Below are 22,233 nucleotides of genomic sequence, written 5' to 3'. Positions count from 1 at the left end.
CAAACTGGCTGCTGCCCAAGGGATGGACTGCTGGGTCTTTAGAAAATTCTCAAAGCGCTCATTTGCTAGTCTAAGCAAGTCTGCTTTGCGCTCTTGTTGGGTAAACTCATCCATGATTTTCTCCCACGATGATATTCATCCTAGCTCCGTGGGAGTTGCTGACTTTGCGCCAAGTTAAAATCGATTCCAGTTATTGCGGCGGTGTTCGCTGGCTTCCTTCATCAGGTGGCTGGCGCGCAGTGCGTCCTTGGGACTATGGGCGTCGCCCAGTTCGACTGTCATCGCCAGCTCCTGCAATGCCGGCGGATACTCGTGCTCGGCAGCTTCTTCCAGCATTGCACGGGCTTTGGCGAGGTCTTGCGGCACGCCCAGGCCTTGGTTGTAGATGTTGGAGAGCAGGAACATTGCATGCGCGTTGCCAAGCTCGGCTGCTGCGGCCAGCCAGTGGGCGGCGATGGCGTCGTCACGCTTGACGCCGTTGCCGTTCTTGTACAGCAGGCCCAAGGCCAGCGCGGCCTTGGCGTGCTTGTGCTTCGCTGCCTGTTCGTACCATGGCGCCGAGGCGGCCGGCGCCGCCGGCACGCCCAGCACGCCGACACGCAGCATCTCGCCCAGCTGGAACGGGGCCTCGGTATCGCCACCGCGTGCCGCCTGCTCGAAAAGCTTCAGCGCATCGGCGCGCTGCTCCGGGCGGGCCTGGTACAAAATGGCCAGCTCGCGCTGCGCCACCGGCATGTCCTGCTCCGCCCACGCCATCAGCTTGCGCTCGGCATGCGCGTCGGCTTCCTGCTTGGCTTTCATGCCGATGACTTCGATCTGCGCAGAGGTCGGCTTTTCATGCTGAATCTGGCACCCGGTCAACAATGCCGAACCCAGCGTAAGGGCGATCAGGACGCGCATGTTTATTTGCTCAGGTCGATGGTGTACTTGGCGAAGCCGCTGGCGTCCAGGCCGCCTTCGGCTGTCAACGCCGTCAGGCCGCTGCTCTTTGCCAGCGCCAGATGACCAGGCGCCGAACGCAGGATCACCGGGCCAGCTGTCGTCGTCTTGACGAAGCTCCAGCTGCGCGCGCTGCCGTTGCCGGTCAGCGTGACCTTGCCGGTGGCCGCGCCTTGTGCGGTCAGGTAGTTGCTGACCACGGTCTGGTTGGCGTCCGGCGACTTGATGATGGTCTTGCTGCCGTCGATGCCAGGCACGGCGCCGCCACCGCCAGCGCGGTAGTCGTTGGTGGCAACGATGAAGTCATCGCCGTCGGCAATCGGCTTGCCCTTGTAGGTCAGGTTGACGATGCGGCTGCCGGCTGGCTTGGTGACGTCGATCTGATAGGTCAGCGCGTTGTCTTCGGCGTAGAACACGTCGTAGTTGTAGATGGTGCCGTAGGATGGCACCAGATCCTGCTCGGTGGTCTTGGCCGGATCGATCTGGCCGAACTGCCTGGCGGCCGTTTCCAGCCAGGCCTTCAGGTCGGCACCCTTGATCTTTACCGCTTGCAGGTTGTTGTTCGAGTACAGGTACAGGTCGCCCGGATTGCGTACTTGCAGGCCGATCGGCGCGGTGGAGCTGGCGCCTGGCGCCACATCGGTGAAGTCCGAAGGCCCGTTGCGCCCGGCCTTGAACGGCGCGCTGCACGAGATCACCGGAATGTTCTTGTAGCTGGCCAGCGTGGCATCGGTGCTGGTGGCGATGAAGTTCTTCACATACGCCAGCTGCGCCTGGTTGACCAGCTGGATCGCGGTCACGTCACCGGCCAGCGAGAAGTACGAGGACATCTCGAAGTCGGTGGTGACGCCCAGTGGCTGCTTAGCGAACGCGATGGTGGCGGCGTGCTCGGTGGCGATCAGCGGGGCGACGCTGCTGTCAGCAGCGACGTTGGTGGTGCCGTCGGTGTACTTGAAGCCGCGCGATTCCACCGTGGTTTTGCTTGGCTGTACCACCCACTTGCCGGCGGTGTAGCTCAGCGTCATCTTGATGATGCCCAGGCGACGGCCCCAGCTTTGCGCCATTACGGTCGGCACACCGTTGACGAAGCCGTTGACGGCGTCGATGTTGGCGCTGGCTGGGAACGCAGCAAACGACGCATCCAGTGCTGCCGCGCCGACTTCCTTGCCTTTCGGGAAGATCAGGTGCGAATGGCCGATCATCAGCGCATCAATGCCGGTGCTGGTCAGGTGGTAGGAACCGTTTTCCATTTTCGGGCTGTAGGTGCTTGGATCGAGGCCGCCGTGCGACAGCGCCACCACCAGATCGGCGCCCTTGGTGCGCATCTCAGGCACGTACTGCTTGGCCGCTTCCTGCACGCCGGTGACGGCAACCTTGCCGGCCAGATTTTTCTGGTCCCATTCCAGGATCTGCGGCGGCACGAAACTCATGATGCCGATGTTGAGTTTGACATCCAGCTTGCTGCCGTCCGGTTTCACCGCCGAGAAGGTGCGCGGCAGCAGCGTGTACGGCTGCACAATCGGCTTGCCGCTGGCAACGCCGGTCACATTGGTCAGCACCATCGGGAAGGTTGGTGCGCCGCAGGTGCCGCTTGGCTTGCTGACGCCAGGAATGCCGAAATCGGTATTGGTGACCTGGCTCAGGAATGGCAGGCCGTAGTTGAATTCGTGGTTGCCGAAACCGCCGCCGTCAAATTTCATGGCGTTCATGACCTTGTGCACGGCCAGCGTTTCGGTGCAGGGAATTGGCTTGGTGACGGCTTGCAGGTCGCCCAGCAGCGTGCCCTGGATGGTGTCGCCGTCGTCCAGCAGGACGTTGTTCGGGTTCTCGGCGCGGGCGGCCTTGACCAGCGAGGCGGTGCGCTCCAGGCCCAGGCTGGTGTCTTCGGCCAGCGAGTAGTAGTTGTAGCTCATCACGTTGGTGTGGATGTCGGTGGTTTCCAACAGTGCCAGCGTGACCGTGGTGCCTTCCGGGATCGCCGGCGTGGCTGGTGGCGTCACCGCAACAGGATTGTTATCGCCGCCGCATGCTACCAGGCCGGCAGCGCTCAGGGCCGCCAGCATCACCAAATTCAATTTCATCGCAACCTCGAAGAGTGGGAAAATTCAAGGTTGCGACTTTAGCTATTGATCGTGACAACAGCATGACATTACCAATCAGTAAGATCAGTAAGCCCAGTACGGCCCGGCCTTGCCGGCCACGGTATTGTTTTCCATCACCACAAACACGCGGCGGCCGTAGAAAAACGGCATGCCCCAGTCGAAGTAAGTGCTGGACGATACGCTGCCGCTGCTGAGCGTGCCGCCGACCTGCGCCGCCGTGACCGTCGAGGCCAGGCCAACCAGGTTGACCACGTTGAAGCTGACGTCGCCGCTGGCGCTGCCGTCGGCCGCGCTGTTGGTGGCGCTCAGCGACAGTGTCGATGCCGGGCAGTAGAAGTCGCCGCCGGAGCAGGTGCGTATCGTGCTGTCACTGAAAAAATAGCCGTTCGAGCCGCTGTCGATGAAGCTGGCGGTGTAAGCCTTGCCCTTGTAAGTGGTGGTGAAGTCGCCGCTGCTGTTGGCCTTGAAAATGGTTTCGCTGGCGATGGTGTTGTTGCTCTGCGTGTTGACGCCGAAGTACAGCGTGCCGCTGATCGAGGTGGCGCCGGCGGTGCTGACTGCCGGCATCTGCATCATCAGGCCGTTGTTGTTGATGGCGAAGGAGGCCACCGGGTTGCTGATCTGTTTTGCCAGCGGCATGGCGCTGGCGTTGCAACTGCCGCTGGCGCAGGCATAGTAGACGCCGCTGATGGCGGCGTTGGCACACGCCGTGCCGCAATCCTGCTTGAACATGCCGACGCCAAGGATGCCCTTGGCGCCGATGGTCGCCAGCGTGCCGAGGTTGGTGCCGGCGCTGCTGCAGGTGGACGGTGTGCTGGCATAGCTGGCGCCGGTGTCGCCGATGACCTGGATCGAGATGCCGGAAGCCACTTCATCGGCCATCTTGACGTCGGCCTGGCGCACCGCGCCCCAGGTGTAGCCGCTGATGAACTTGCCGCACTCGCCTGCGTCTGCGCCGGATGCGGTGGTGACGGCCGGCAGCGCCAGTGTCGAACTCATCTGGCTGGCCAGCAGGCGCAGACCGTAGGAGCCGGTGTCCAGCAGCACGTGGTCGATGGTCTGGCAGACCGTGGTGCCGGGACGGCAGACGGTAACGCTGACATACGGCACGTTAATTACGCCGCTGACGCCGCTCGGGCCGCTGTCGACGATGATGGCGGTGCTGTTGCTGAGCGCCGCCGTGACGCTGAGCGCGGCGCTGCCGCTGGCCGTGCCGCCATCGCCGCTGCAACTCATGCTGTAGGTAAAGCTGCCCACCGCTGACGGCGTGATGAGCACTGAGCCCGAGGTGGCCTTGCTGCCGCTCCAGGCGCCGCTGGCGGTGCAACTGCTGGCATTGGCTGATGACCAGCTCAACACGCTGGTCTGAGCCGTGGTGATGTTGGCCGGCGCCAGCGTCAGGCTGACGCTCGGCGTTGGTGGCGGTGTGCTGACCGTGACCACTGCGGTATTGCTGACGCTGCCGCAGGTGAGCGTGTAGTTGGCGCTGCCCACATCGCCGGCTGTGACAGCCTGCGTGCCGCTGGTGGCGACGCTGCCGCTCCAGGCTCCGGAAGCGGTGCAGGTGCTGGTGGTGGGATTGCTGACGCTCCAGCTCAGCGTGATGACTTGTCCACTGGTGGTCGCGGTTGGCGTGGCGCTGATGCTGACCACCGAGGTTGGCGTTGACATCGCTTCGGTGGTCGAGGTGCTGCTGCTGCTGCCGGACGCCGAACCGCCGCCGCATGCCGCCAGCGCCAGGCACAGCAAGGCGCCTGCCAGTTGGATATATTTCATGGTTATTCTATGGTCGAGGTATCGAAGCCGGCTGGCAGCGCGCTGGGTATCCAGGCCTGGCCGGCGTAGGCGCGCATGTGGCCGTTGGAGACGATCACCACGTCCGACTGGTCAACCGCCAGTTGCGAGTGGCCGGCCTTGGGGCGCTTGGCGGCATTGCTGGTCATGACGGCGAACTTGTCGCCGAGCAGTGTGCGCAGGTCGGGCAGCGTCGGTCCTTTCCAGCTGACGGCGAATACCACGTTGTTGGTGTCCATGTATTCGCGCACGATGGTGCCGCTGTCGAGCGTTGATTGGCTGACGGTGTAGACCGAGGTGGTGGCAGCTGTCGTTGTAGCCAGGCTGCGGGTTGCCATTTTGGTCTGGGTGGCGCTGCCGCCGAAATCGGAAGGTGAGCTGCCCAGCGCGGCCCAGGCCAGCGCGCCTTGTAGCAGGGACAGTAATAACATCAAAGTGAATGCGCGGCGCATAGGGAACTCCATTGCCGAAAATAAAGACAATGAAGTGTAGAACGCGCGGACGTTGGGTTAAGTTAGCGAGATGTAAGAAAACGTTACATCTGCGGCGGTGGCGGGGCAGGCTGGGTGTAGATGACTACCGGTGGCAATGGCGCAGGCGGCGGCGCCTTTGGCGTGGCATTGTTAAGCACAAAGGTGATGACGGTAATGCCGGTGCCGCCCAGCACGATGGCTGTACCGACCACCCATTTGATCATCCCGGCGAAGCCCTTGCGCATTTCAACCTGCAAAGCGTTGAGCTTCTCGTTGAGGACAGCCACATTTTCTTCCAGGCGCACCAGTCTCTGTTTTGCATCGGTAGCGAATTCCTCAAGCTTCGTCAGCCGTTGCTTGGCGTCTTCGGCGAATTCCTCAAGCTTCGTCAGTCGTTGCTTGGCGTCTTCGGCGAATTCCTCAAGTTTCGTCAGTCGTTGCTTGGTGTCATCTGCGAACTCTTCAAGTTTTGCGATCCTGGTTTCCATAACCAGGATCGTATTCCCCGCCAATTGTGCCCGTCAAGCGGGCACAATTGATACAGCTTAAAACTTCACGTACAGACGGCCAAAGTAGGAAGCGCCGTTCAGGCCGAACTGTACCGATTCGTACTTGAAGCCGTTGTCGGTTTCGTCCGGATTCTGCGTGGTTGGCTTGACGTTGAAGATATTGTTGCCGCCAAACGAGAACTTCATGTTCTTGTTGATGGTGTAGGTGAACGCCAGGTCAGCCGAGGTCTTCGCATCGTAGTGCTGGTTGGCCACGCCGGCAGCGGTGCCGCTGTAGGTGCCCAGCGTTTGCGGACCGAAGTGGATGATCTTGAAGTCGGTGTTCCAGGCATTGTGCGTGAAGTCGAAGCCCAGCGTTGCCTTCGAACGCGGTGCACCTTGCTCGATGTACAGGCGCTCCTTCTCCGACAACAGCACATCCTCATAACCCTTCAGCGAAGCCGGCGCGTGGATGCCGGTCACCTCGGTCTTGCTGACGTTGAGCGCCAGGAAGGTGTTCAGCTTGTCGGCGCCAAACGTGGCCTTGTGCGACGCGGTCAGGTCCAGGCCACGGGTCTTGGTGTCGACCGAGTTGACGAAGAACTGTGCCTGGCCGACGCCCAGCGTGGCCAGCTTGGTCGCCAGGTCCGGATAGTTGCTGTCGTCAAAGCGGCCGGACAGCACGATGCGGTCTTTGATCTTGATCTGGTACAGGTCGGCGGTAAGCGACAGCGATGGCGTCGGCGTCCAGGTCGTGCCCAGCGTGTAGCTGGTCGACTTCTCCTTGGTCAGCTTGGGAATGCCGGCCAGGTTGGTGACGGCGCTATTGTTTGGCGCCAGCACCACGTCGGTCGGCACGCCGCCAATAAAGTCGGTAAAGGTCGACGAGAAGTACATCTGTTGCAGCGACGGCGCGCGGAAGCCGGTCGAGGCCGAGCCGCGCAACAGCACGGTCGGCGCCATGCGCCAGCTGCCGGCCAGCTTGCCGGTGGTGGTCGAGCCGAAGTCGCTGTATTTCTCGTAGCGGACCGCGCCTTGTGCCTTGACGGCGTCGGTCAGGTCCGCCTCCAGGTCGAGATAGGCGGCGGTGCTGTGACGGTTGGCGTTCACCTGGTCGGCTGGCTGGAAGCCTGGGAAGCCCTGGCTGCCGGCGTTGCCGCCAATGCCGACACCATCGGCGTCGATATAGGAGCCGAGCTCGCCGGCATAGATCTTGTAGTTCTCGTGACGGTACTCGCCGCCGAAGGCGACGTTCAGGCCTTGGCCGGCAACGCCTTCGAAGTAGCGGTTGAAATCGAGGTTGGTGGTCAGCTGTTCAAACGAGAAACCGCCGGCATTGAAGCTGCTTGGGCTGATGCCCTTGCCGCCGGCCAGCAAGTCCTGGTTGGCGATCGACGCATTCAGCGTGTTGCTGATGTCGTAGATCATCTTGTTCTTGCCGTAGGTTTGCGACAAGTCCATATTCCACAAGCCGATCTGGTTGCGGTGACCGAGGATGGCGTAGTAATCGTCGATGCGGGCGTTGATGAAGGGCACGAAGCCGTTCGGGTACATGGCGGCCGAGTTGCGCGACGGGATGTCGTCGCTGCCGATGCCATCGCGCGCCCAGGCGCCGGACGAGGCGTCACGCTTTTGCGCGCCGGCGGTGAAGTACAGGCGGCCGGTGCCAGTGGTTGGCAGCTCGCCGTTCAGGTAGATGGTCTGGTTTTCGGTTTTGCTGTCGCCGATGGTGCGCGGATTGCCGGCTTCGGCACGGTTCGAGCGGCCACGGTCCAGGTACTCGCCGGTGATGCCCAGCACGCCGTTGTTGCCGATATCAAAGCCGCAGTAGGCCGAAGCCAGCCAGTTCTTGCCGTCGCCTTTGCTGTACTGGCTGTAGCCGGTGACCGCTTCGCAGCCCTTGGACTTTTTCAGGCCGATGTCCATCACGCCAGCGATGGCGTCGGAGCCGTACTGGGCGGCGGCGCCGTCGCGCAGCACTTGCACGTCCTTGATGGCCAGCATCGGGATGGCGTTCATGTCGGTGCCGGTGTTGCCGCGGTTGCGCGCGCCGAACAGGTTGACCAGCGCGGTGGTGTGGCGGCGCTTGCCGTTGACCAGCACCAGCGTCTGGTCCGAACCGAGGCCGCGCAGCGCGGCGGAGTCGACCAGGTCGGCGCCGTCCGAGCCAGTTTGGCGGGTCGAGTTGAACGATGGGGAAATATAGGTCAGCGTCTGCGCCAGATCGAACTGGCCGCCGGATTCGCCAGCCTTGGTCATTGGAATCACATCGACTGGCGACACAGTGTCGGTGGCGGAGCTGGTGGCGCGGCGCGAGCCGACCACGCTGATCGATTGCATCTCGCTTTGCGCATAAGAGGTGGCTGGCATGGCGGCCAGTGCGCCGGCGCCGTACAGGCTGGCCAGCACGGCTTTACGTAGGATTGTTGTTTTGAGCACGAGGCCTCTCCCTGAAAAATTTTATTCTATGCAAATTACATATACAACTAAGTGATTTGATAGCAATTTTTCGTGTGCACATTATTTTGTGTTGTATATCTGCGCCACCTCCGTGTTTCCCTTACGTAGCACTACGCAAACTCGGTTTTTCCTCCGATTAAAATACTTTCAGCGCGGAACTCTGTCCGAAGTTCGCGTTCTGCCGCCACCGGCCGCCATGCCAAACAAAGAAGTTACTGTACCTGCATCCTGATACTTGATAATATACTGTATAAAAACACAGTATATGTTATGACTGCTCCAATGCCCGCCGCCGGTCTGCCGGCCTATGCCGAGTTGTTTTGTTTGTCCAATTTCTCGTTCCTGCAAGGCGCGTCACGCGCCGAGGAGTTGGTCGCACGCGCCCGGCAGCTGGAGTATGCCGCATTGGCCATCACCGATGAATGTTCATTGGCCGGCGTAGTGCGTGCTCACGCCGCAGCCAAGGAAGCCGGGCTGCCGCTAATTATCGGCAGCTATTTCCGGCTCACCAATCCGGATGGCAGTCCAGCCTTGTCCTTTGTGGCGCTGGCAAGCAACAGGAATGGCTACGGCAATCTGTGTGAGCTGATCACAATAGGACGCAACCGCGTCGTCAAAGGCAGCTATTTGTTGACGCCGGCCGATCTGGCTTCGCCGCCGCCTGAGTTTTCGCATCTGCAAGGCTTGCCGGATTGCCTGTTCATCTTACTGCCTGAATATCCTGCTTACCGTGCCGAGGATGTCGATCAGTTGCACGCGCAGGCCGCATGGATGGAGGCAACTTTTCCCGGCCGTGTCTGGATGGGACTTAACCTGCTGCTGCGTTCCTTCGATGAAGCGCATCGTATCAGCATTGCCGAGGTGGCCTCGCAGCACCAGATGCGCGTGGTGGCGGTGGGCCACGTCTGCATGCATGTGCGTTCACGCAAACCGATGCAGGACACGCTGACCGCGATCCGCGTCGGCAAGCCGGTTGCCGAGTGTGGCTATGCGCTGGCACAGAACGCCGAACAGCACCTGCGGCCACGCGTGCAATTGGCCAATCTGTATCCGCCAGCGGCCTTGGCTGAAACGCTGAGCATCGCACTCAGATGCAAGTTTAACCTGACGGAGTTGCGTTATCACTACCCGAAAGAGATGATCCCGGCCGACCATAGCCCTGCCAGTTATCTGCGGCAGGAAGTTGAGCTCGGTGTATTGCGCCGCTGGCCGCAAGGCGCTCCCGACAACGTCCGCACACAAATCGAGGCGGAGCTGACGCTGATTGCCGAATTGGAATACGAGTCTTATTTTCTCACCGTATATGACATCGTAAAGTTTGCGCGCCTCAACGGCATTCTGTGCCAGGGACGAGGTTCGGCGGCCAACTCGGCTGTCTGTTATTGCCTGGGTGTGACGGCCGTCGACCCTGCTCGCGGCACCTTGCTGATGGGGCGATTCATTTCCAGGGAGCGTAATGAGCCGCCCGATATTGATGTGGATTTCGAGCATCAACGGCGCGAAGAGGTGATTCAATACATTTACGAAAAATATGGCCGTGACCGTGCTGCACTGGCCGCCGTGGTCATCAGCTATCGGCCCAAGAGCGCGCTGCGCGATAGCGGCAAGGCCTTGGGCGTTGATCTGGCCATCGTCGAAAAAGTTTGCAAGTCGCAGCGCTGGTTCGACAGCAAACATGACCTGGTGGAGCGGCTTGCCGAATGTGGACTCGATCCCGCGTCGCAACTGGCACAGCAATGGGCGGCCCTGGCGATTGCGTTGCTGAGTTTTCCGCGCCACCTGTCACAGCATCCTGGCGGTTTTGTGATTTCGCACGAAAAACTGACCCGGCTGGTTCCGGTCGAGGCTGCAACCATGGAAGGGCGTCATGTCATTCAGTGGGACAAGGACGATCTTGAAGAGCTGGGCCTGATGAAGGTGGATGTACTGGCGCTTGGCATGTTGTCGGCCTTGCGGCGCGCACTGGCGCTGGTCAGTGCGCGGCATGGGAAAACCATCGGCATTTATGATATTCCGCCCGAAGATCGTGCAACCTACCAGATGATCTGCGAAGCCGACACCATCGGCGTGTTTCAGATCGAATCGCGCGCGCAGATGAGTATGCTGCCCCGGCTGCGCCCCAGGGAGTTTTACGATCTGGTTGTCGAGGTGGCGATTGTACGGCCGGGGCCGATACAGGGTGGCATGGTCCATCCGTATCTGCAACGGCGCATGGGGCTGCAGAAAGTGGATTGCCCGAAGGGCCTGGAGGTGGCGCTGGGACGCACGTTGGGCGTGCCCATTTTTCAGGAGCAGGTGATGCAGATTGCCATGATCGCAGCCGGCTTCACCGAAGGGGAGGCTGATGAGTTGCGCCGCGCCATGGCGGCCTGGAAGCGCAAAGGCGGCGTTGATAAGTACCGGGATCGCATCATCAACGGCATGACTGAGCGGGACTATGATGTGAAGTTTGCCCACGCGATTTTCGAACAGATCAAAGGTTTCGGCGAATACGGTTTTCCCGAATCGCACTCGGCCAGTTTCGCACTGCTCAGCTATGCCAGCTCGTGGATCAAGTGTCACGAGCCGGCTGCTTTCCTGTGCTCGCTGCTGAACAGCCAGCCGATGGGCTTTTACAGCCCGTCGCAGCTGGTGCAGGATGCCAGGCGGCATGATGTGGTGGTGCGCGAGATCGACGTGACCATCAGCGGCTGGGAGACAACGCTGGAGGGGCCGGCGGGCAAGCGCGGGCAGCCGGCGGTGCGGCTCGGGCTGAATATGCTGAAGGGAATGAGCGCCGAGACGGCGGCGCGGATCGAACGCGCACGCGCCAGCGGGCCTTTTGCCAGCGTCGCCGACCTGGCGCGGCGCGCCGACCTGGACCGCCATGCGCTGCAGGTGCTGGCCGGTGGCGATGCGTTGCGCCAGTTGTCCGGCCATCGGCGCCAGGCGCTGTGGCAGGCGGTCGGTGCGGTGCCGGACAAGGATCTGCTGCGGCCCACCATGCCGGACGAGGAAACGCCGCAGCTGCAAGCGCCCAGCGAAGGCGAAGACATCCTTGGCGATTACCGCTCGCACGGCCTGAGCCTGCGCCGCCATCCGCTGGCGCTGCTGCGCGAGACGCTGCTGAAACACCGCTTCATGCCGGCCGAAGTGCTCAACACGTACGCCAACAACATGCTGGCGCGCGCCTGCGGCATGGTCACGGTGCGGCAACGCCCCGGCACCGCCAAGGGCGTGATCTTCATGACACTGGAAGATGAAACCGGCAACGTCAACGTCATCATCTGGCCGGCGCTGCTGGAACAACAGCGGCGCGAAGTACTGAGCGCACCGCTGCTGGGGGTGTATGGGATATGGCAACAGGAAGGCACGGTGCGCCATCTGGTTGCCAAGCGGCTGGTTGACATGTCGCACCTGCTGGGCAGGCTGCCGACCACCAGCCGCGATTTCTGCTGATTTCTGCTGGTTAGCGCGAACGACGTCGCAAATGTACCGCCACCATGGACTCCTGCCCGTCCGCCCAACTGCTGAGCATGACCGGCATGCCATCCCGCAGCCGCGTCGGGCGGCGCAGGTAGTTGCGATACAGCCAGTGGCCCGCCAGACCGGCGATGCCTGAGAGCACCAGGATGGCGGCAAACATCAGCGCGCTCCCGGACGGGTGTCGATGCCGGTGCCGTAGTAGCTGTGCACCTGGCTGGCCCAGGTCTGGTTGGCCATGTCCGGCCAGTCATCCTTGTCGAAGCCAGGCGCTGCTTCGATGCGCTCCTTGTCGAGGTTGAGCGTGAAGCGCTTGTTGACGGTGTCCAGCGTCAGCGCTTCCCATGGCACGGCAAACAGCTTCTCGCCGATGGTCAGCACGCCGCCATAGGCCATCACCGCATAGGCGATTTTGCCAGTGCGCATGTCGAGCATGATCTCCTTGATCTCGCCCAGGTGCTCGTTTTTCAGGTTGTGCACGTGGTCGCCGATCAGGGTGTCGGCGCCCATCAGTTCCGGACCAGGGCCTTTGTGGCCATTGTCCACATACATGCCATATTGATCACGATCTTCGTAGCTCATCATGAATCTCCTTTCATTATTGAGTTATCATTTTGTTCTTTTACGCAAGCCGAGTCTGTACGCTGATGCACATCGAAGATGAAGAATCGGGCGTTTTAGGATATAATTTCAATTTCCCGCATGTGCCGTTCGGCACCACCCCGCAATGACCAAATTTGTCTTCGTCACCGGTGGCGTTGTGTCTTCCCTTGGTAAAGGGATTGCCGCCGCCTCCCTCGCCGCGATCCTCGAATCGCGCGGCCTCAAAGTCACCATGCTCAAGCTGGACCCGTACATCAACGTCGATCCAGGCACCATGTCCCCAATGCAACACGGCGAAGTATTCGTCACCGACGACGGCGCCGAGACCGACCTCGATCTGGGCCACTACGAGCGCTTCATCTCCACCCGCATGAAAAAGGTGAATAACTTCACCACCGGCCAGATCTATGAATCGGTGATCCGCAAGGAACGCCGCGGCGAGTACCTGGGCAAGACCGTGCAGGTGATCCCGCACATCACCAATGAAATCCAGGACTACATCCGTCGCGGCGCCGAAGGCTACGACGTGGCGCTGTGCGAAATCGGCGGCACCGTTGGCGATATCGAATCGCTGCCGTTCCTGGAAGCCGCGCGCCAGCTGGGCCTGCGCGCCGGCCGCAAGAACACCGCCTTCGTGCACCTGACGCTGGTGCCGTACATCGCCTCCGCCGGCGAACTGAAAACCAAGCCGACCCAGCACTCGGTACAGAAACTGCGCGAAATCGGTATCTTCCCGAATGCGCTGCTGTGCCGCGCCGACCGCCGCATTCCGGATGACGAACGCGCCAAGATCTCGCTGTTCTCCAACATCGAAGAGCAGGCCGTGATTTCGGTATGGGACGTCGACACCATCTACAAAGTGCCGCAGATGCTGCACGACCAGGGCCTGGACGCGATCATCTGCGAAGCGCTGGACATCAACCCGGCGCCGGCCGACCTGTCGGTCTGGAGCAAGCTGATCTACACCCAGGAGCATCCGAAGCAGGAAGTCTCGATCGGCATGGTCGGCAAGTATGTCGAACTGACCGAATCGTACAAATCGCTGACCGAGGCGCTGCGCCACGCTGGCATCCACACCGAATCGAAGGTCAATATCGAGTACATCGACTCGGAAGAGATCGAAACCACCGGTTGCGCCAACCTGGCCAAGTACGACGCCATCCTGGTGCCGGGCGGCTTCGGCAAGCGCGGCGTGGAAGGCAAGATCATGGCGGCCCAGTTCGCCCGTGAAAACAAGATTCCTTACCTCGGCATCTGCCTCGGCATGCAGGTGGCGCTGATCGAATACGCGCGCCACAAGGCCGGCCTGACCACGGCCAACTCGACCGAGTTCGACCTGGATACCGCGCAGCCGGTGGTGGCCCTGATCGACGAATGGCAAGGCCAGGACGGCAAGGTTGAAAAACGCGACGAGAACTCCGACCTGGGCGGCACCATGCGCCTGGGCGCGCAGACCTGCGCCATCAAGCCGGGTACGCTGGCCGCGGAAATCTACGGCGCGGTGGTGACCGAGCGTCACCGTCACCGCTACGAAGCCAACAACCACTACCTGCCACGCGTGGAAGCGGCCGGCCTGGTGGTGGCGGCCCGTACGCCAACCGAAGACCTGTGCGAAATCATGGAACTGCCACGCACTGGCGATAATTCGCACCCATGGTATATGGGCGTGCAGTACCACCCTGAATTCAAATCGACCCCGCGTGACGGTCACCCGCTGTTCACGTCCTACATCAAGGCGGCGCTGGCCCACAAGGCGGCCGGCGGCGCCACTGAACTGCAAGGAGAGGCGGCATGAAACTGTGCGGATTCGACGTAGGCCTGGACCAACCATTCTTTCTGATTTCCGGTAACTGTGTCGTCGAATCGCGCCAGATGGCCTTCGACACCGCCGGCGCGCTGAAAGAGATGACCACCGAGCTGGGTATTCCGTTCATCTTCAAGGCGTCGTTCGACAAGGCTAACCGTTCTTCGGGCACCTCCTATCGCGGTCCTGGCCGCGAGCAGGGCCTGCAGATCCTGGCCGATGTCAAGCGCGAGCTGCAAGTGCCGGTGCTGACCGATGTGCACTCGATCGAAGACATCGAAGTCGCTTCGAAAGTGGTCGACGTGCTGCAAACCCCGGCCTTCCTGTGCCGCCAGACCGACTTCATCGTCGCCTGTGCGGAATCGGGCCTGCCGGTCAACATCAAGAAGGGCCAGTTCCTGGCGCCGGGCGACATGAAGCACGTCATCGCCAAGGCGCGCGCGGCGGCTGAAGCCAAGGGCCTGAACGCCGACAACTTCATGGCCTGCGAACGCGGCGCCTCGTTCGGCTACAACAACCTGGTGTCCGACATGCGCTCGCTGGCCATCATGCGCGAAACCGGCGCCCCGGTGGTGTTCGACGCCACCCACTCGGTGCAGCTGCCTGGTGGCAACGGTACTTCGTCGGGCGGCATGCGCGAAATGGTGCCGGTGCTGTCGCGTGCGGCAGTGGCGGTGGGCGTCGACGGCCTGTTCATGGAAACCCACCCGAATCCTGCGGAAGCGCTGTCGGACGGCCCCAACGCCGTGCCGCTGGGCCGCATGAAAGACCTGCTGTCGGTTCTGATCGAACTGGACCGCGTCACCAAGAAAGCTGGCTTCCTGGAGAACAGCTTCAACTAAAGCAGCTTGCCCGGTGTGGAAATTTTATCAATCTTCTCCGCACCGGGTACAATTCCCGTTATCGCTCGCAACGCGCGTAAAGACGCGGCGCGACTTCGTATCGCCTAACTTTGGAGAATGACATGAGTGCTATTGTTGATATTATCGGCCGTGAAGTAATCGATTCGCGCGGCAATCCAACCGTCGAATGCGACGTGCTGCTGGAATCGGGCGTGATGGGCCGCGCAGCAGTGCCGTCGGGCGCCTCGACCGGTTCGCGCGAAGCGATCGAACTGCGCGACGGCGATCCGAAGCGTTACTTCGGCAAGGGCGTGCTGAAAGCCTGCGAAAACATCAACACCGAAATCTCGGAAGCCATCATGGGCCTGGACGCCAATGAACAGGCGTTCCTGGACCGCACTCTGATCGACCTGGACGGTACTGAAAACAAGGCGCGCCTGGGCGCCAACGCCATGCTGGCGGTGTCGATGGCGGTGGCAAAAGCCGCTGCTGAAGAAGCCGGTCTGCCGCTGTACCGCTACTTCGGCGGTTCGGGCGCGATGCAGCTGCCAGTGCCGATGATGAACGTGATCAACGGCGGCGCACACGCCGACAACAACCTGGACATCCAGGAATTCATGATCATTCCAGTGGGCGCACCGTCGTTCAAGGAAGCCGTACGCTACGGCGCGGAAGTGTTCCACACGCTGAAAAAGATCCTGCACAAGAAGGGCCTGAACACCGCTGTCGGCGATGAAGGCGGCTTTGCTCCTTCGCTGGCCAACCACGAAGAAGCGATCAAGCTGATCATCGAAGCCATCGAGCAAGCCGGCTACGAGCCAGGCACCCAGATCGCCATCGGCCTGGATTGCGCGGCGTCGGAATTCTACAAGGACGGCAAATACGAGCTGGAAGGCGAAGGCCTGTCGCTGACCGCGACCGAGTTCACCAACCTGCTGGCGACCTGGTGCGACAAGTACCCGATCATCTCGATCGAAGATGCGATGCACGAAGGCGACTGGGACGGCTGGGCCATCCTGACCAAGGAACTGGGCCAGAAAGTCCAGCTGGTGGGCGACGACCTGTACGTCACCAACACCAAGATCCTGAAAGAAGGCATCCAGAAAGGCATCGCCAACTCGATCCTGATCAAGATCAACCAGATCGGCACGCTGACCGAAACCTTTGCCGCCATCGAAATGGCCAAGCGCGCCGGCTACACCGCCGTGATCTCGCACCGTTCGGGCGAAACCGAAGATTCGACCATCGCCGATATCGCGGTTGGCACCAACGCCCTGCAGATCAAGACCGGCTCGATGTCGCGTTCGGACCGCATGGCCAAATACAACCAGCTGCTGCGCATCGAAGAAGATCTGGGCGATATCGCTTCCTACCCAGGCCGCGATGCGTTCTATAATCTGAAGTAATTAAGCAAGCGCGGCCGGAGTAGTCCGGCCGCATTCACCTCATGCGCCTGATTACGCTCGGACTGGCTTTCCTGCTGTTGCTGATACAGTACCCGCTGTGGCTGGGGAAGGGCGGCTGGCTGCGCGTGGCCGATTTCGAGGCCCAGGTGGAGGTGGCGCACAAGAAGAATACGGAGCTGATCGCCCGCAACGCCAAGCTCGATTCCGAAGTGCGCGACCTCAAGGACGGCACCGGCGCAGTCGAGGAACGGGCGCGCTATGAACTGAGCATGATCAAGCAGAACGAAATCTTCGTTCAGATCGTTGGCAAGGGCCAAGCTGCCGCTCTTGCACCGCTGGCGCCGAAGCCAGCCGAAACACCCCAACACTGAGAATCCCGATGAAGCTGCGCGCTGGCCTCTTGCTGATGTTAGCCGTCATCGCCGCTCCCGTAGTGGCCCGCCCTGAGCAGACCAAGGGATGCATTCCCGTCCGCGTCGGCTATATGGACCAGCACCGTCCGCCTTACTGGCTGGGCGAAGGCGACAAGGTGCCCGATCCGCCTGGCGCCGCTGTCGACCTGATACGCGATGCCGTGCTGGGCGCCGGCTTCGGTTGCACGCCGGTCTGGGTACGCCTGCCGGCCGCGCGACTGAAAGTGGCGCTGGCTGCCGGCGACATCGACCTGGCGCCGATCGGCGAGATGAGTTTCTACCCGGCCGAGATTGCGCTGCCGCGCGACAAGGCCGGCAATATCGAGCTGAACCGCGCCTTGCACAATCAGGTGCTGGTGCTGGTGCGCAGCAAGGACAAGCTGCCGGCCAATACCAATCCGATGCAGTATTTCAAGGGCAAGACGCTGGGCATCCCGATGGGCAACAGCTACGCTGGCCGCCTGCGCGAGGCCGGCCTGACGCTGGACGAAGGCGCACGCGACCTCGACCGCAATATCGAAAAACTCAAGCTGGGCCGGGTCGATGGCGTGGTGGTGGCGGCGGTCTCGCCAGCCCACCTGAAGCAGGCGCTGGACAAGCACCGGGGCAGCATCGAGCAACTGCCGCAACCGCTGTTGAACATCCGCCTGTGGCTGGCTTTCAACGACAGCTTCTATCGCGCTCACCCGCAGCAATGCGAAGCGCTGTGGACCTGGCTGGACACCAATAAGGGCCGGCTCGGCTACGTCATGCAACGTTACAACAAGAACTGATGCTACACCACCTATCTTTTGGCGTGCGCGACCTGGCGCTGGCCGGTGCGTTCTATGACGCCGTGCTGGGCGCCTTGGGTTTTCGCCGCGTATTCGAGGACGATACCGCCATCGGCTATGGTGTCGAGGACGGCAATGATCTGCTTTGCCTGAAATTGCGGCCCAACGCCACACCGCCTGGCGACGGTGCACACCTTGCCTTCGCCGCACCGTCGCGCGCGGCGGTCGATGCCTTCCATGCGGCCGGTCTGGACACTGGCGGCGTCGACAACGGCGCTGCCGGGCTGCGCGAAGACTATGGCGACCACTACTACGCCGCGTTCCTGATTGACCCTGACGGCCACCGTATCGAAGCGGTCATCAACCGTCCCATCGGCTAGAATAAGCTCCCTGTTTTTCTCCGAGTCTGGTTTGAGAGCTTTATTTTTTGCAGTGATGCTGGTGGCGTCCAGCGCGCATGCCGCCGAGCCGGCGCTGTCTGCTGCGGATACGTTGAGTGCCGCGCAGCGCGCGAAGCCGGTGACGCCCAAGTCGAGTGGTCCGCATGTATTGCGCGCGCAAGTGCTGCTGGATCGTGCGCACTTTTCTCCCGGCGAGATGGACGGTGCCTATGGCAGCAATATGCACCACGCCATCCGAGGCTTCCAGAAGCTGCGGCAGTTGCCGGTCAGCGGCAATATCGATGCCACCACCTGGAAGGAACTGGAGCGCGACCAGGCGCCGGTGCTAGATGTCTACACCGTCACCGCCAAGGATGTCGCCGGCCCCTACAAGCCGGTGCCGTCCGACATGGCTGGCAAGGCCAGACTGCCGACGCTGGGCTATGCCAGCCTGGCCGAAGCGCTGGGCGAGCGTTTCCATTGCAGCCCGGAGCTGTTGCGCCGCCTGAATCCAGGCAAGAAGCTGGACAAGGTGGGCGAGCAGTTGCTGGTGCCTGCCATATCATCCATCAAGCCGCTGCCGAAAGCCGCATCGGTGCTGGTCGATGCGAAAGAGGGCACGCTGACGCTGCTGGACGCCGGCGGCATGCCGTTCGCGCAGTTCCCCGCCAGCACCGGCAGCAAGCATGACCCGTTGCCGGAAGGCCGCTGGACCGTGCTGGGCGTGGCCACCAATCCGGAATACCGCTACAACCCGAAACTGTTCTGGGATGCCAAGGCTGGCGACACCAAGGCGCGCATCGCGCCTGGCCCGAACAACCCGGTCGGCCTGGCGTGGATCGAGCTGAGCATTGACCACTACGGCATCCATGGAACGCCCGAGCCAGGCAAGATCGGCAAGACCCAGTCCCACGGCTGCATCCGCCTGACCAACTGGGACGTTTTGCAAGTGGTCCGCTCGCTCGGCCGTGGTGCTGCGGTTTTATTGCAAGCGTAGCCATCGTTTGCCGATAGAATAGGGCACGGAGGTGCCATGAAGATAATCGGATTGATAGGTGGCATGAGCTGGGAATCGACGGTGCCGTACTACCGCCAGATCAACCAGACCATCAAGCAGCAGCTGGGCGGCCTACACTCGGCCAAGGTTGTGCTGTACAGCGTGGATTTTCACGAGGTTGAACGTTTGCAGCACGCCGGTGACTGGGACGCGGCGGGCGCGATGATGGCCGATGCCGCGCGTGCCTTGCAGGCGGCCGGCGCCGATTTCATCGTGCTGTGCACGAACACCATGCACAAGGTGGCGCCGGCAATCGAAGCAGCCGTGCGAATTCCGCTATTCCACATCGCCGATTCGACCGCGCACGAAATCAAACGCGCCGGCCTGCGCAAGGTTGGTTTGCTGGGCACGCGCTTCACCATGGAACAGCCGTTCTACAAGGAGCGCCTGCGCGAGCTGCACGGGCTGGACGTGGTGGTGCCACCGGCGGACGGGCGCGACATCGTGCACCGTATCATCTACGAAGAGCTGTGCCTGGGCCGCATCAGCGCTACATCGCGCGACGCCTATCGCCGCATCATGGCGGACCTGGTGGTGCAGGACGCGCAGGCCATCATCCTGGGCTGCACCGAAATTTCGCTGCTGGTGGGGCAGCAGGACGCGGCGGTGCCGCTGTACGACACCACCGCCATCCATGCCCACGGCGCGGCGCTGTTTGCACTTGAGCAGAAGTGATGCGCCGCTGTATATTCCCGGATCTCTCCCTGAAGGAAATGCTATGAAACTGATCGGTATGCTGGATTCCCCTTATGTCCGCCGCGTGGCGGTGTCGCTGCAGTTGCTGGGGCTGAAGTTCGAGCACCAGTCGCTGTCGGTGTTCAGCACCTACGATCAGTTCCGCCAGATTAATCCGGTGGTCAAGGCGCCCACGCTGGTCGATGAGGAGGGCGCGGCGCTGATGGACTCGACGCTGATCCTGCAATACGCCGAATCGATCGCCCGTCCATCATCGCGCCGCACGCCAACCATGCCGACCGAGCTGTGGCGCTCGCAGCGCCTGCTGGGCCTGGCGCTGGCGGCCTGCGACAAGTCGGTGCAGCTGGTGTACGAGCGCAAGCTGCGGCCGGCGGAAAAACTGCATCAGCCTTGGGCCGACCGCGTGATCCAGCAACTGCGCGCCGCGCTCGATGTGCTGGAAGCCGAACAGGCCAGCCTGCCGCTGGACGTCACCAGCGACACCATAACGCCGCCGGGCGTGATGCAGGCCATCACCTGGCACTTTATCCAGCAAATGCTGCCGGACGTGGTGTCCCCGGCCGATTATCCGGCGCTGGCCGAGTACTCGCGCCGGGCCGAGGCGCTGCCGGAATTCCGCGCCGCGCCGCATAGCGATGGCACTTATCAGGGATGATAGACTTTCAGGCAGCTATAATGAAGGCTTTGTCATAAACAAAGCCTTTTCGTCATGCTGCGCCCCATCCTGTTTGCCCTCTCCCTGCTCACCATTACCAGCACCCACGCCGCCTGCCCGCCGGTGCGCATCGGCTATATGGACCAGGACCGCCCGCCTTACTGGCTGGGCAAAGGCGCCGAGGTGCCGGAGCCAGCCGGCGTGGCGGTCGACTATTTGCGCGCTGCCGCCGCTGCCACCATTCCCTGCCAGGTGCAGTTGGTGCGCCTGCCCGCCCACCGTCTGCGTATCGCCCTGCAGACCGGCGCCATCGACTTCCTGCCGATCGAGGAACGCGCCGAACTGCCGCCCGAAGTGGTGCTGCCGCGCGACCGCAGCGGTGCACTGGACCGCAACCGCGCCATCCGTACCAGCATCATCGTGCTGGTGCGCGCTGCCGACCAGTTGCCGGCCGATACCTTCACGCCGCGCTACTTCCAGGGCCGCGTCATGGGCGTGCCGTATGGCGCGCCGTATGCCGACGCCTTGCGCGAGGCCGGCATCAAGGTGGACGAGGGCGGACGCGACCTGGAAAGCAATGTCGGCAAGCTCAAACTGAAGCGCGTCGATGGCGTGGCGCTGACAGTCGGCGCGGCCGGCGACATGGACCAGTCAGTCGCCGAACGCTATGGCAGCGAAGTGGTACGCTTGCGCGTGCCTTTGTTCAGCGGCAATATCTGGCTGGCCACCAATCCGGCCTACTATGCCGTCCATCGCGAGCAGGTGGAAGCGCTGTGGAACTGGATGAGCACGCATCAAAACGAACTGAGCAACCTGCTGAACAAATATTCCCGCAAATAAGGATTCCCGCATGTCCGTATCTTCCTACCTCAACACTTCGCCGCAACTGGGCGAGGGCTTGTACATGCACCCGTCGGCACAGGTGATCGGCGACGTCACCGTCGGCAAGGATTGCTCGATCTGGTGCAACACGGTGCTGCGCGGCGATGTCAACCGCATCGTCATCGGCGACTGCACCAATGTGCAGGACTTTGCCATGGGCCACGTCTCGCACAAGAACGACAAGAAGCCGGAAGGTTCGCCGCTGATCATCGGCGACTACGTCACCATCGGCCACCAGGCCATGCTGCACGGCTGCCGTATCGGCAACGAATGCCTGATCGGCATGGGCGCCGTCATCATGGACGATGTGGTGGTGCAGGACCGGGTGATGGTGGGCGCAGGCAGCCTGGTGTCGCCGGGCAAGGTGCTGGAAAGCGGCCACCTGTATGTCGGCCGGCCGGCAGTCAAGGTGCGGGCGCTGACGCCGGAAGAGATTGCCTACCTCAAGTATTCCGCCGAGCACTATGTGCGCGTGAAGAACAATTACCTGGCTGGCTGATTACAGCCGGTAAGCCGACAGCCAGTGTGCGGCCGCCTGGCTGGCGGCCTGGCAATCCGCCTCGGATGGCATCGACAGGAACACGGTGGCGCCTTTCTGCGCGCCACGCCCGGTTTCGACCCGCAGGCCGCCCTTGGCGGCGGCCACGCTGATGATTTCGGTCCACTTGTAGCGCAGCACGCGGCCATCCTGGCCCGGCGCATGCACATAGCGCAGGCCATCCTCATCGGCCGAAAAATATTCCACGTGTTGTACCAGCGGCTGCGTGTGTATCAGCCAGGCCAACGCCAGCACCGACCCGAGACTGAGCGACAACGGCCAGATGGCCGGCAACAGCATCGCCAGCGCCAGGTTGCCGAGTGCGCACAGCAAAGCCAGCATCATGCCCACAGCGCGGCCGCGATTATTGCGGGTGACAGGGGCGGGCATCATCAGGGAAACGCGATTCATGCTACGGATTGTAGCGGATTTGCCAATCTTGACGATAATATGACTTGTAAATGAG

General features: G+C 61.9%; 21 protein-coding genes. 12 read left to right on the top strand and 9 right to left on the bottom strand.

Annotation, left to right across the window (positions count from 1 at the left end; all coding sequences use genetic code 11):
• Positions 1 to 174 precede the first annotated feature (174 nt).
• The 6 genes from BLS51_RS07400 to BLS51_RS07375 all read right to left on the bottom strand — a co-directional run bounded on the left by BLS51_RS07400 (position 175) and on the right by BLS51_RS07375 (position 8,235).
• Positions 175 to 900, bottom strand: coding sequence for a tetratricopeptide repeat protein (locus BLS51_RS07400; protein ID WP_090182078.1), 726 nt, complete (start codon positions 898 to 900; stop codon positions 175 to 177).
• Between the two features lie 2 nt (positions 901 to 902).
• Positions 903 to 3,020: a bifunctional 2',3'-cyclic-nucleotide 2'-phosphodiesterase/3'-nucleotidase gene (locus BLS51_RS07395; protein WP_090182081.1), complete on the bottom strand. Its 2,118-nt coding sequence runs from the start codon at positions 3,018 to 3,020 to the stop codon at positions 903 to 905.
• An 84-nt stretch (positions 3,021 to 3,104) separates the two neighbouring features.
• Positions 3,105 to 4,817 (bottom strand): DUF3443 domain-containing protein, encoded by a 1,713-nt coding sequence (locus BLS51_RS07390; protein WP_090182084.1) that lies wholly within the window; start codon positions 4,815 to 4,817, stop codon positions 3,105 to 3,107.
• Positions 4,818 to 4,819: 2 nt separating this feature from the next.
• A complete protein-coding gene (locus BLS51_RS07385; protein WP_229208058.1) occupies positions 4,820 to 5,266 on the bottom strand; it encodes a DUF2844 domain-containing protein in 447 nt (148 codons plus the stop codon).
• A gap of 104 nt (positions 5,267 to 5,370) precedes the next feature.
• Entirely contained in the window at positions 5,371 to 5,796 is a 426-nt protein-coding gene (locus tag BLS51_RS07380; RefSeq protein ID WP_090182089.1) for a coiled-coil domain-containing protein, read from the bottom strand.
• 57 nt (positions 5,797 to 5,853) lie between these two features.
• Entirely contained in the window at positions 5,854 to 8,235 is a 2,382-nt protein-coding gene (locus BLS51_RS07375; RefSeq protein WP_090182093.1) for a TonB-dependent receptor plug domain-containing protein, read from the bottom strand.
• 291 nt (positions 8,236 to 8,526) lie between these two features.
• On the opposite strand from BLS51_RS07375, the gene BLS51_RS07370 reads away from it, so the two are divergent.
• Positions 8,527 to 11,694, top strand: a complete 3,168-nt coding sequence (locus tag BLS51_RS07370) for an error-prone DNA polymerase (protein WP_090182095.1) — start codon at positions 8,527 to 8,529, stop codon at positions 11,692 to 11,694.
• 10 nt (positions 11,695 to 11,704) lie between these two features.
• Here BLS51_RS07370 and BLS51_RS29670 read toward each other — a convergent pair whose 3' ends face one another.
• Both BLS51_RS29670 and BLS51_RS07365 read right to left on the bottom strand, forming a co-directional pair.
• A complete protein-coding gene (locus tag BLS51_RS29670; RefSeq protein WP_175472533.1) occupies positions 11,705 to 11,881 on the bottom strand; it encodes a hypothetical protein in 177 nt (58 codons plus the stop codon).
• Positions 11,881 to 12,300: a PRC-barrel domain-containing protein gene (locus tag BLS51_RS07365; protein WP_090182098.1), complete on the bottom strand. Its 420-nt coding sequence runs from the start codon at positions 12,298 to 12,300 to the stop codon at positions 11,881 to 11,883. The genes BLS51_RS29670 and BLS51_RS07365 overlap by 1 nt, the downstream gene beginning before the upstream one ends.
• 145 nt (positions 12,301 to 12,445) lie before the next feature.
• Between BLS51_RS07365 and BLS51_RS07360 the strand changes: the two genes are divergently transcribed.
• From BLS51_RS07360 to BLS51_RS07310, 11 genes are all read left to right on the top strand, one after another.
• On the top strand, positions 12,446 to 14,116 hold the full coding sequence (locus BLS51_RS07360; RefSeq protein ID WP_090182101.1) for a CTP synthase: 1,671 nt from the start codon (positions 12,446 to 12,448) through the stop codon (positions 14,114 to 14,116).
• Entirely contained in the window at positions 14,113 to 14,967 is an 855-nt protein-coding gene (gene kdsA / locus BLS51_RS07355; RefSeq protein WP_090182104.1) for a 3-deoxy-8-phosphooctulonate synthase, read from the top strand. The genes BLS51_RS07360 and kdsA overlap by 4 nt, the downstream gene beginning before the upstream one ends.
• A 122-nt stretch (positions 14,968 to 15,089) precedes the next feature.
• Complete coding sequence (eno, locus tag BLS51_RS07350) at positions 15,090 to 16,373, top strand: phosphopyruvate hydratase (protein WP_090182105.1); 1,284 nt, start codon at positions 15,090 to 15,092, stop codon at positions 16,371 to 16,373.
• A 41-nt stretch (positions 16,374 to 16,414) separates the two neighbouring features.
• Positions 16,415 to 16,744, top strand: coding sequence for a cell division protein FtsB (ftsB, locus tag BLS51_RS07345; protein ID WP_090182108.1), 330 nt, complete (start codon positions 16,415 to 16,417; stop codon positions 16,742 to 16,744).
• A gap of 8 nt (positions 16,745 to 16,752) precedes the next feature.
• Complete coding sequence (locus tag BLS51_RS07340; protein ID WP_090182110.1) at positions 16,753 to 17,559, top strand: substrate-binding periplasmic protein; 807 nt, start codon at positions 16,753 to 16,755, stop codon at positions 17,557 to 17,559.
• A complete protein-coding gene (locus BLS51_RS07335; RefSeq protein WP_090182112.1) occupies positions 17,559 to 17,939 on the top strand; it encodes a VOC family protein in 381 nt (126 codons plus the stop codon). Before BLS51_RS07340 ends, BLS51_RS07335 begins: the two co-directional genes overlap by 1 nt.
• 31 nt (positions 17,940 to 17,970) lie before the next feature.
• Entirely contained in the window at positions 17,971 to 18,936 is a 966-nt protein-coding gene (locus BLS51_RS07330) for a L,D-transpeptidase family protein (RefSeq protein WP_229207520.1), read from the top strand.
• Between the two features lie 36 nt (positions 18,937 to 18,972).
• Positions 18,973 to 19,671, top strand: a complete 699-nt coding sequence (locus tag BLS51_RS07325; protein WP_090182117.1) for an aspartate/glutamate racemase family protein — start codon at positions 18,973 to 18,975, stop codon at positions 19,669 to 19,671.
• A gap of 43 nt (positions 19,672 to 19,714) precedes the next feature.
• The gene (locus BLS51_RS07320) at positions 19,715 to 20,347 is read left to right on the top strand and encodes a glutathione S-transferase (RefSeq protein WP_090182119.1); all 633 of its coding nucleotides are present in this window, start codon (positions 19,715 to 19,717) and stop codon (positions 20,345 to 20,347) included.
• A gap of 54 nt (positions 20,348 to 20,401) precedes the next feature.
• Complete coding sequence (locus tag BLS51_RS07315) at positions 20,402 to 21,187, top strand: type 2 periplasmic-binding domain-containing protein (protein ID WP_090182121.1); 786 nt, start codon at positions 20,402 to 20,404, stop codon at positions 21,185 to 21,187.
• Between the two features lie 10 nt (positions 21,188 to 21,197).
• Complete coding sequence (locus BLS51_RS07310) at positions 21,198 to 21,728, top strand: gamma carbonic anhydrase family protein (RefSeq protein ID WP_090182124.1); 531 nt, start codon at positions 21,198 to 21,200, stop codon at positions 21,726 to 21,728.
• Here the strand turns inward: BLS51_RS07310 and BLS51_RS07305 are convergent, their stop codons facing one another.
• Positions 21,729 to 22,178, bottom strand: coding sequence for a hypothetical protein (locus BLS51_RS07305; RefSeq protein WP_090182126.1), 450 nt, complete (start codon positions 22,176 to 22,178; stop codon positions 21,729 to 21,731).
• Positions 22,179 to 22,233: the final 55 nt, after the last annotated feature.

This window comes from Duganella sp. OV510 (assembly GCF_900100205.1).
Lineage (GTDB): Bacteria > Pseudomonadota > Gammaproteobacteria > Burkholderiales > Burkholderiaceae_D > Rugamonas.
The sequence above is the reverse complement of the archived record's forward strand: the minus strand, read 5'-3'. Positions and strand labels throughout refer to the sequence as shown.

Bases quoted from the DNA above. Each gene is read 5' to 3' on its own strand.
- kdsA (WP_090182104.1), top strand. From the start codon at position 14,113: ATGAAACTGTGCGGATTCGACGTAGGCCTGGACCAACCATTCTTTCTG.
- BLS51_RS07400 (WP_090182078.1), bottom strand. From the start codon at position 900: ATGCGCGTCCTGATCGCCCTTACGCTGGGTTCGGCATTGTTGACCGGG.
- BLS51_RS07320 (WP_090182119.1), top strand. From the start codon at position 19,715: ATGAAACTGATCGGTATGCTGGATTCCCCTTATGTCCGCCGCGTGGCG.
- BLS51_RS07325 (WP_090182117.1), top strand. From the start codon at position 18,973: ATGAAGATAATCGGATTGATAGGTGGCATGAGCTGGGAATCGACGGTG.
- BLS51_RS07315 (WP_090182121.1), top strand. From the start codon at position 20,402: ATGCTGCGCCCCATCCTGTTTGCCCTCTCCCTGCTCACCATTACCAGC.
- BLS51_RS07310 (WP_090182124.1), top strand. From the start codon at position 21,198: ATGTCCGTATCTTCCTACCTCAACACTTCGCCGCAACTGGGCGAGGGC.
- BLS51_RS07340 (WP_090182110.1), top strand. From the start codon at position 16,753: ATGAAGCTGCGCGCTGGCCTCTTGCTGATGTTAGCCGTCATCGCCGCT.
- ftsB (WP_090182108.1), top strand. From the start codon at position 16,415: ATGCGCCTGATTACGCTCGGACTGGCTTTCCTGCTGTTGCTGATACAG.
- BLS51_RS29670 (WP_175472533.1), bottom strand. From the start codon at position 11,881: ATGTTTGCCGCCATCCTGGTGCTCTCAGGCATCGCCGGTCTGGCGGGC.
- BLS51_RS07380 (WP_090182089.1), bottom strand. From the start codon at position 5,796: ATGGAAACCAGGATCGCAAAACTTGAAGAGTTCGCAGATGACACCAAG.
- BLS51_RS07395 (WP_090182081.1), bottom strand. From the start codon at position 3,020: ATGAAATTGAATTTGGTGATGCTGGCGGCCCTGAGCGCTGCCGGCCTG.
- BLS51_RS07335 (WP_090182112.1), top strand. From the start codon at position 17,559: ATGCTACACCACCTATCTTTTGGCGTGCGCGACCTGGCGCTGGCCGGT.
- BLS51_RS07370 (WP_090182095.1), top strand. From the start codon at position 8,527: ATGACTGCTCCAATGCCCGCCGCCGGTCTGCCGGCCTATGCCGAGTTG.
- BLS51_RS07365 (WP_090182098.1), bottom strand. From the start codon at position 12,300: ATGAGCTACGAAGATCGTGATCAATATGGCATGTATGTGGACAATGGC.
- BLS51_RS07305 (WP_090182126.1), bottom strand. From the start codon at position 22,178: ATGAATCGCGTTTCCCTGATGATGCCCGCCCCTGTCACCCGCAATAAT.
- BLS51_RS07390 (WP_090182084.1), bottom strand. From the start codon at position 4,817: ATGAAATATATCCAACTGGCAGGCGCCTTGCTGTGCCTGGCGCTGGCG.
- eno (WP_090182105.1), top strand. From the start codon at position 15,090: ATGAGTGCTATTGTTGATATTATCGGCCGTGAAGTAATCGATTCGCGC.
- BLS51_RS07385 (WP_229208058.1), bottom strand. From the start codon at position 5,266: ATGTTATTACTGTCCCTGCTACAAGGCGCGCTGGCCTGGGCCGCGCTG.
- BLS51_RS07360 (WP_090182101.1), top strand. From the start codon at position 12,446: ATGACCAAATTTGTCTTCGTCACCGGTGGCGTTGTGTCTTCCCTTGGT.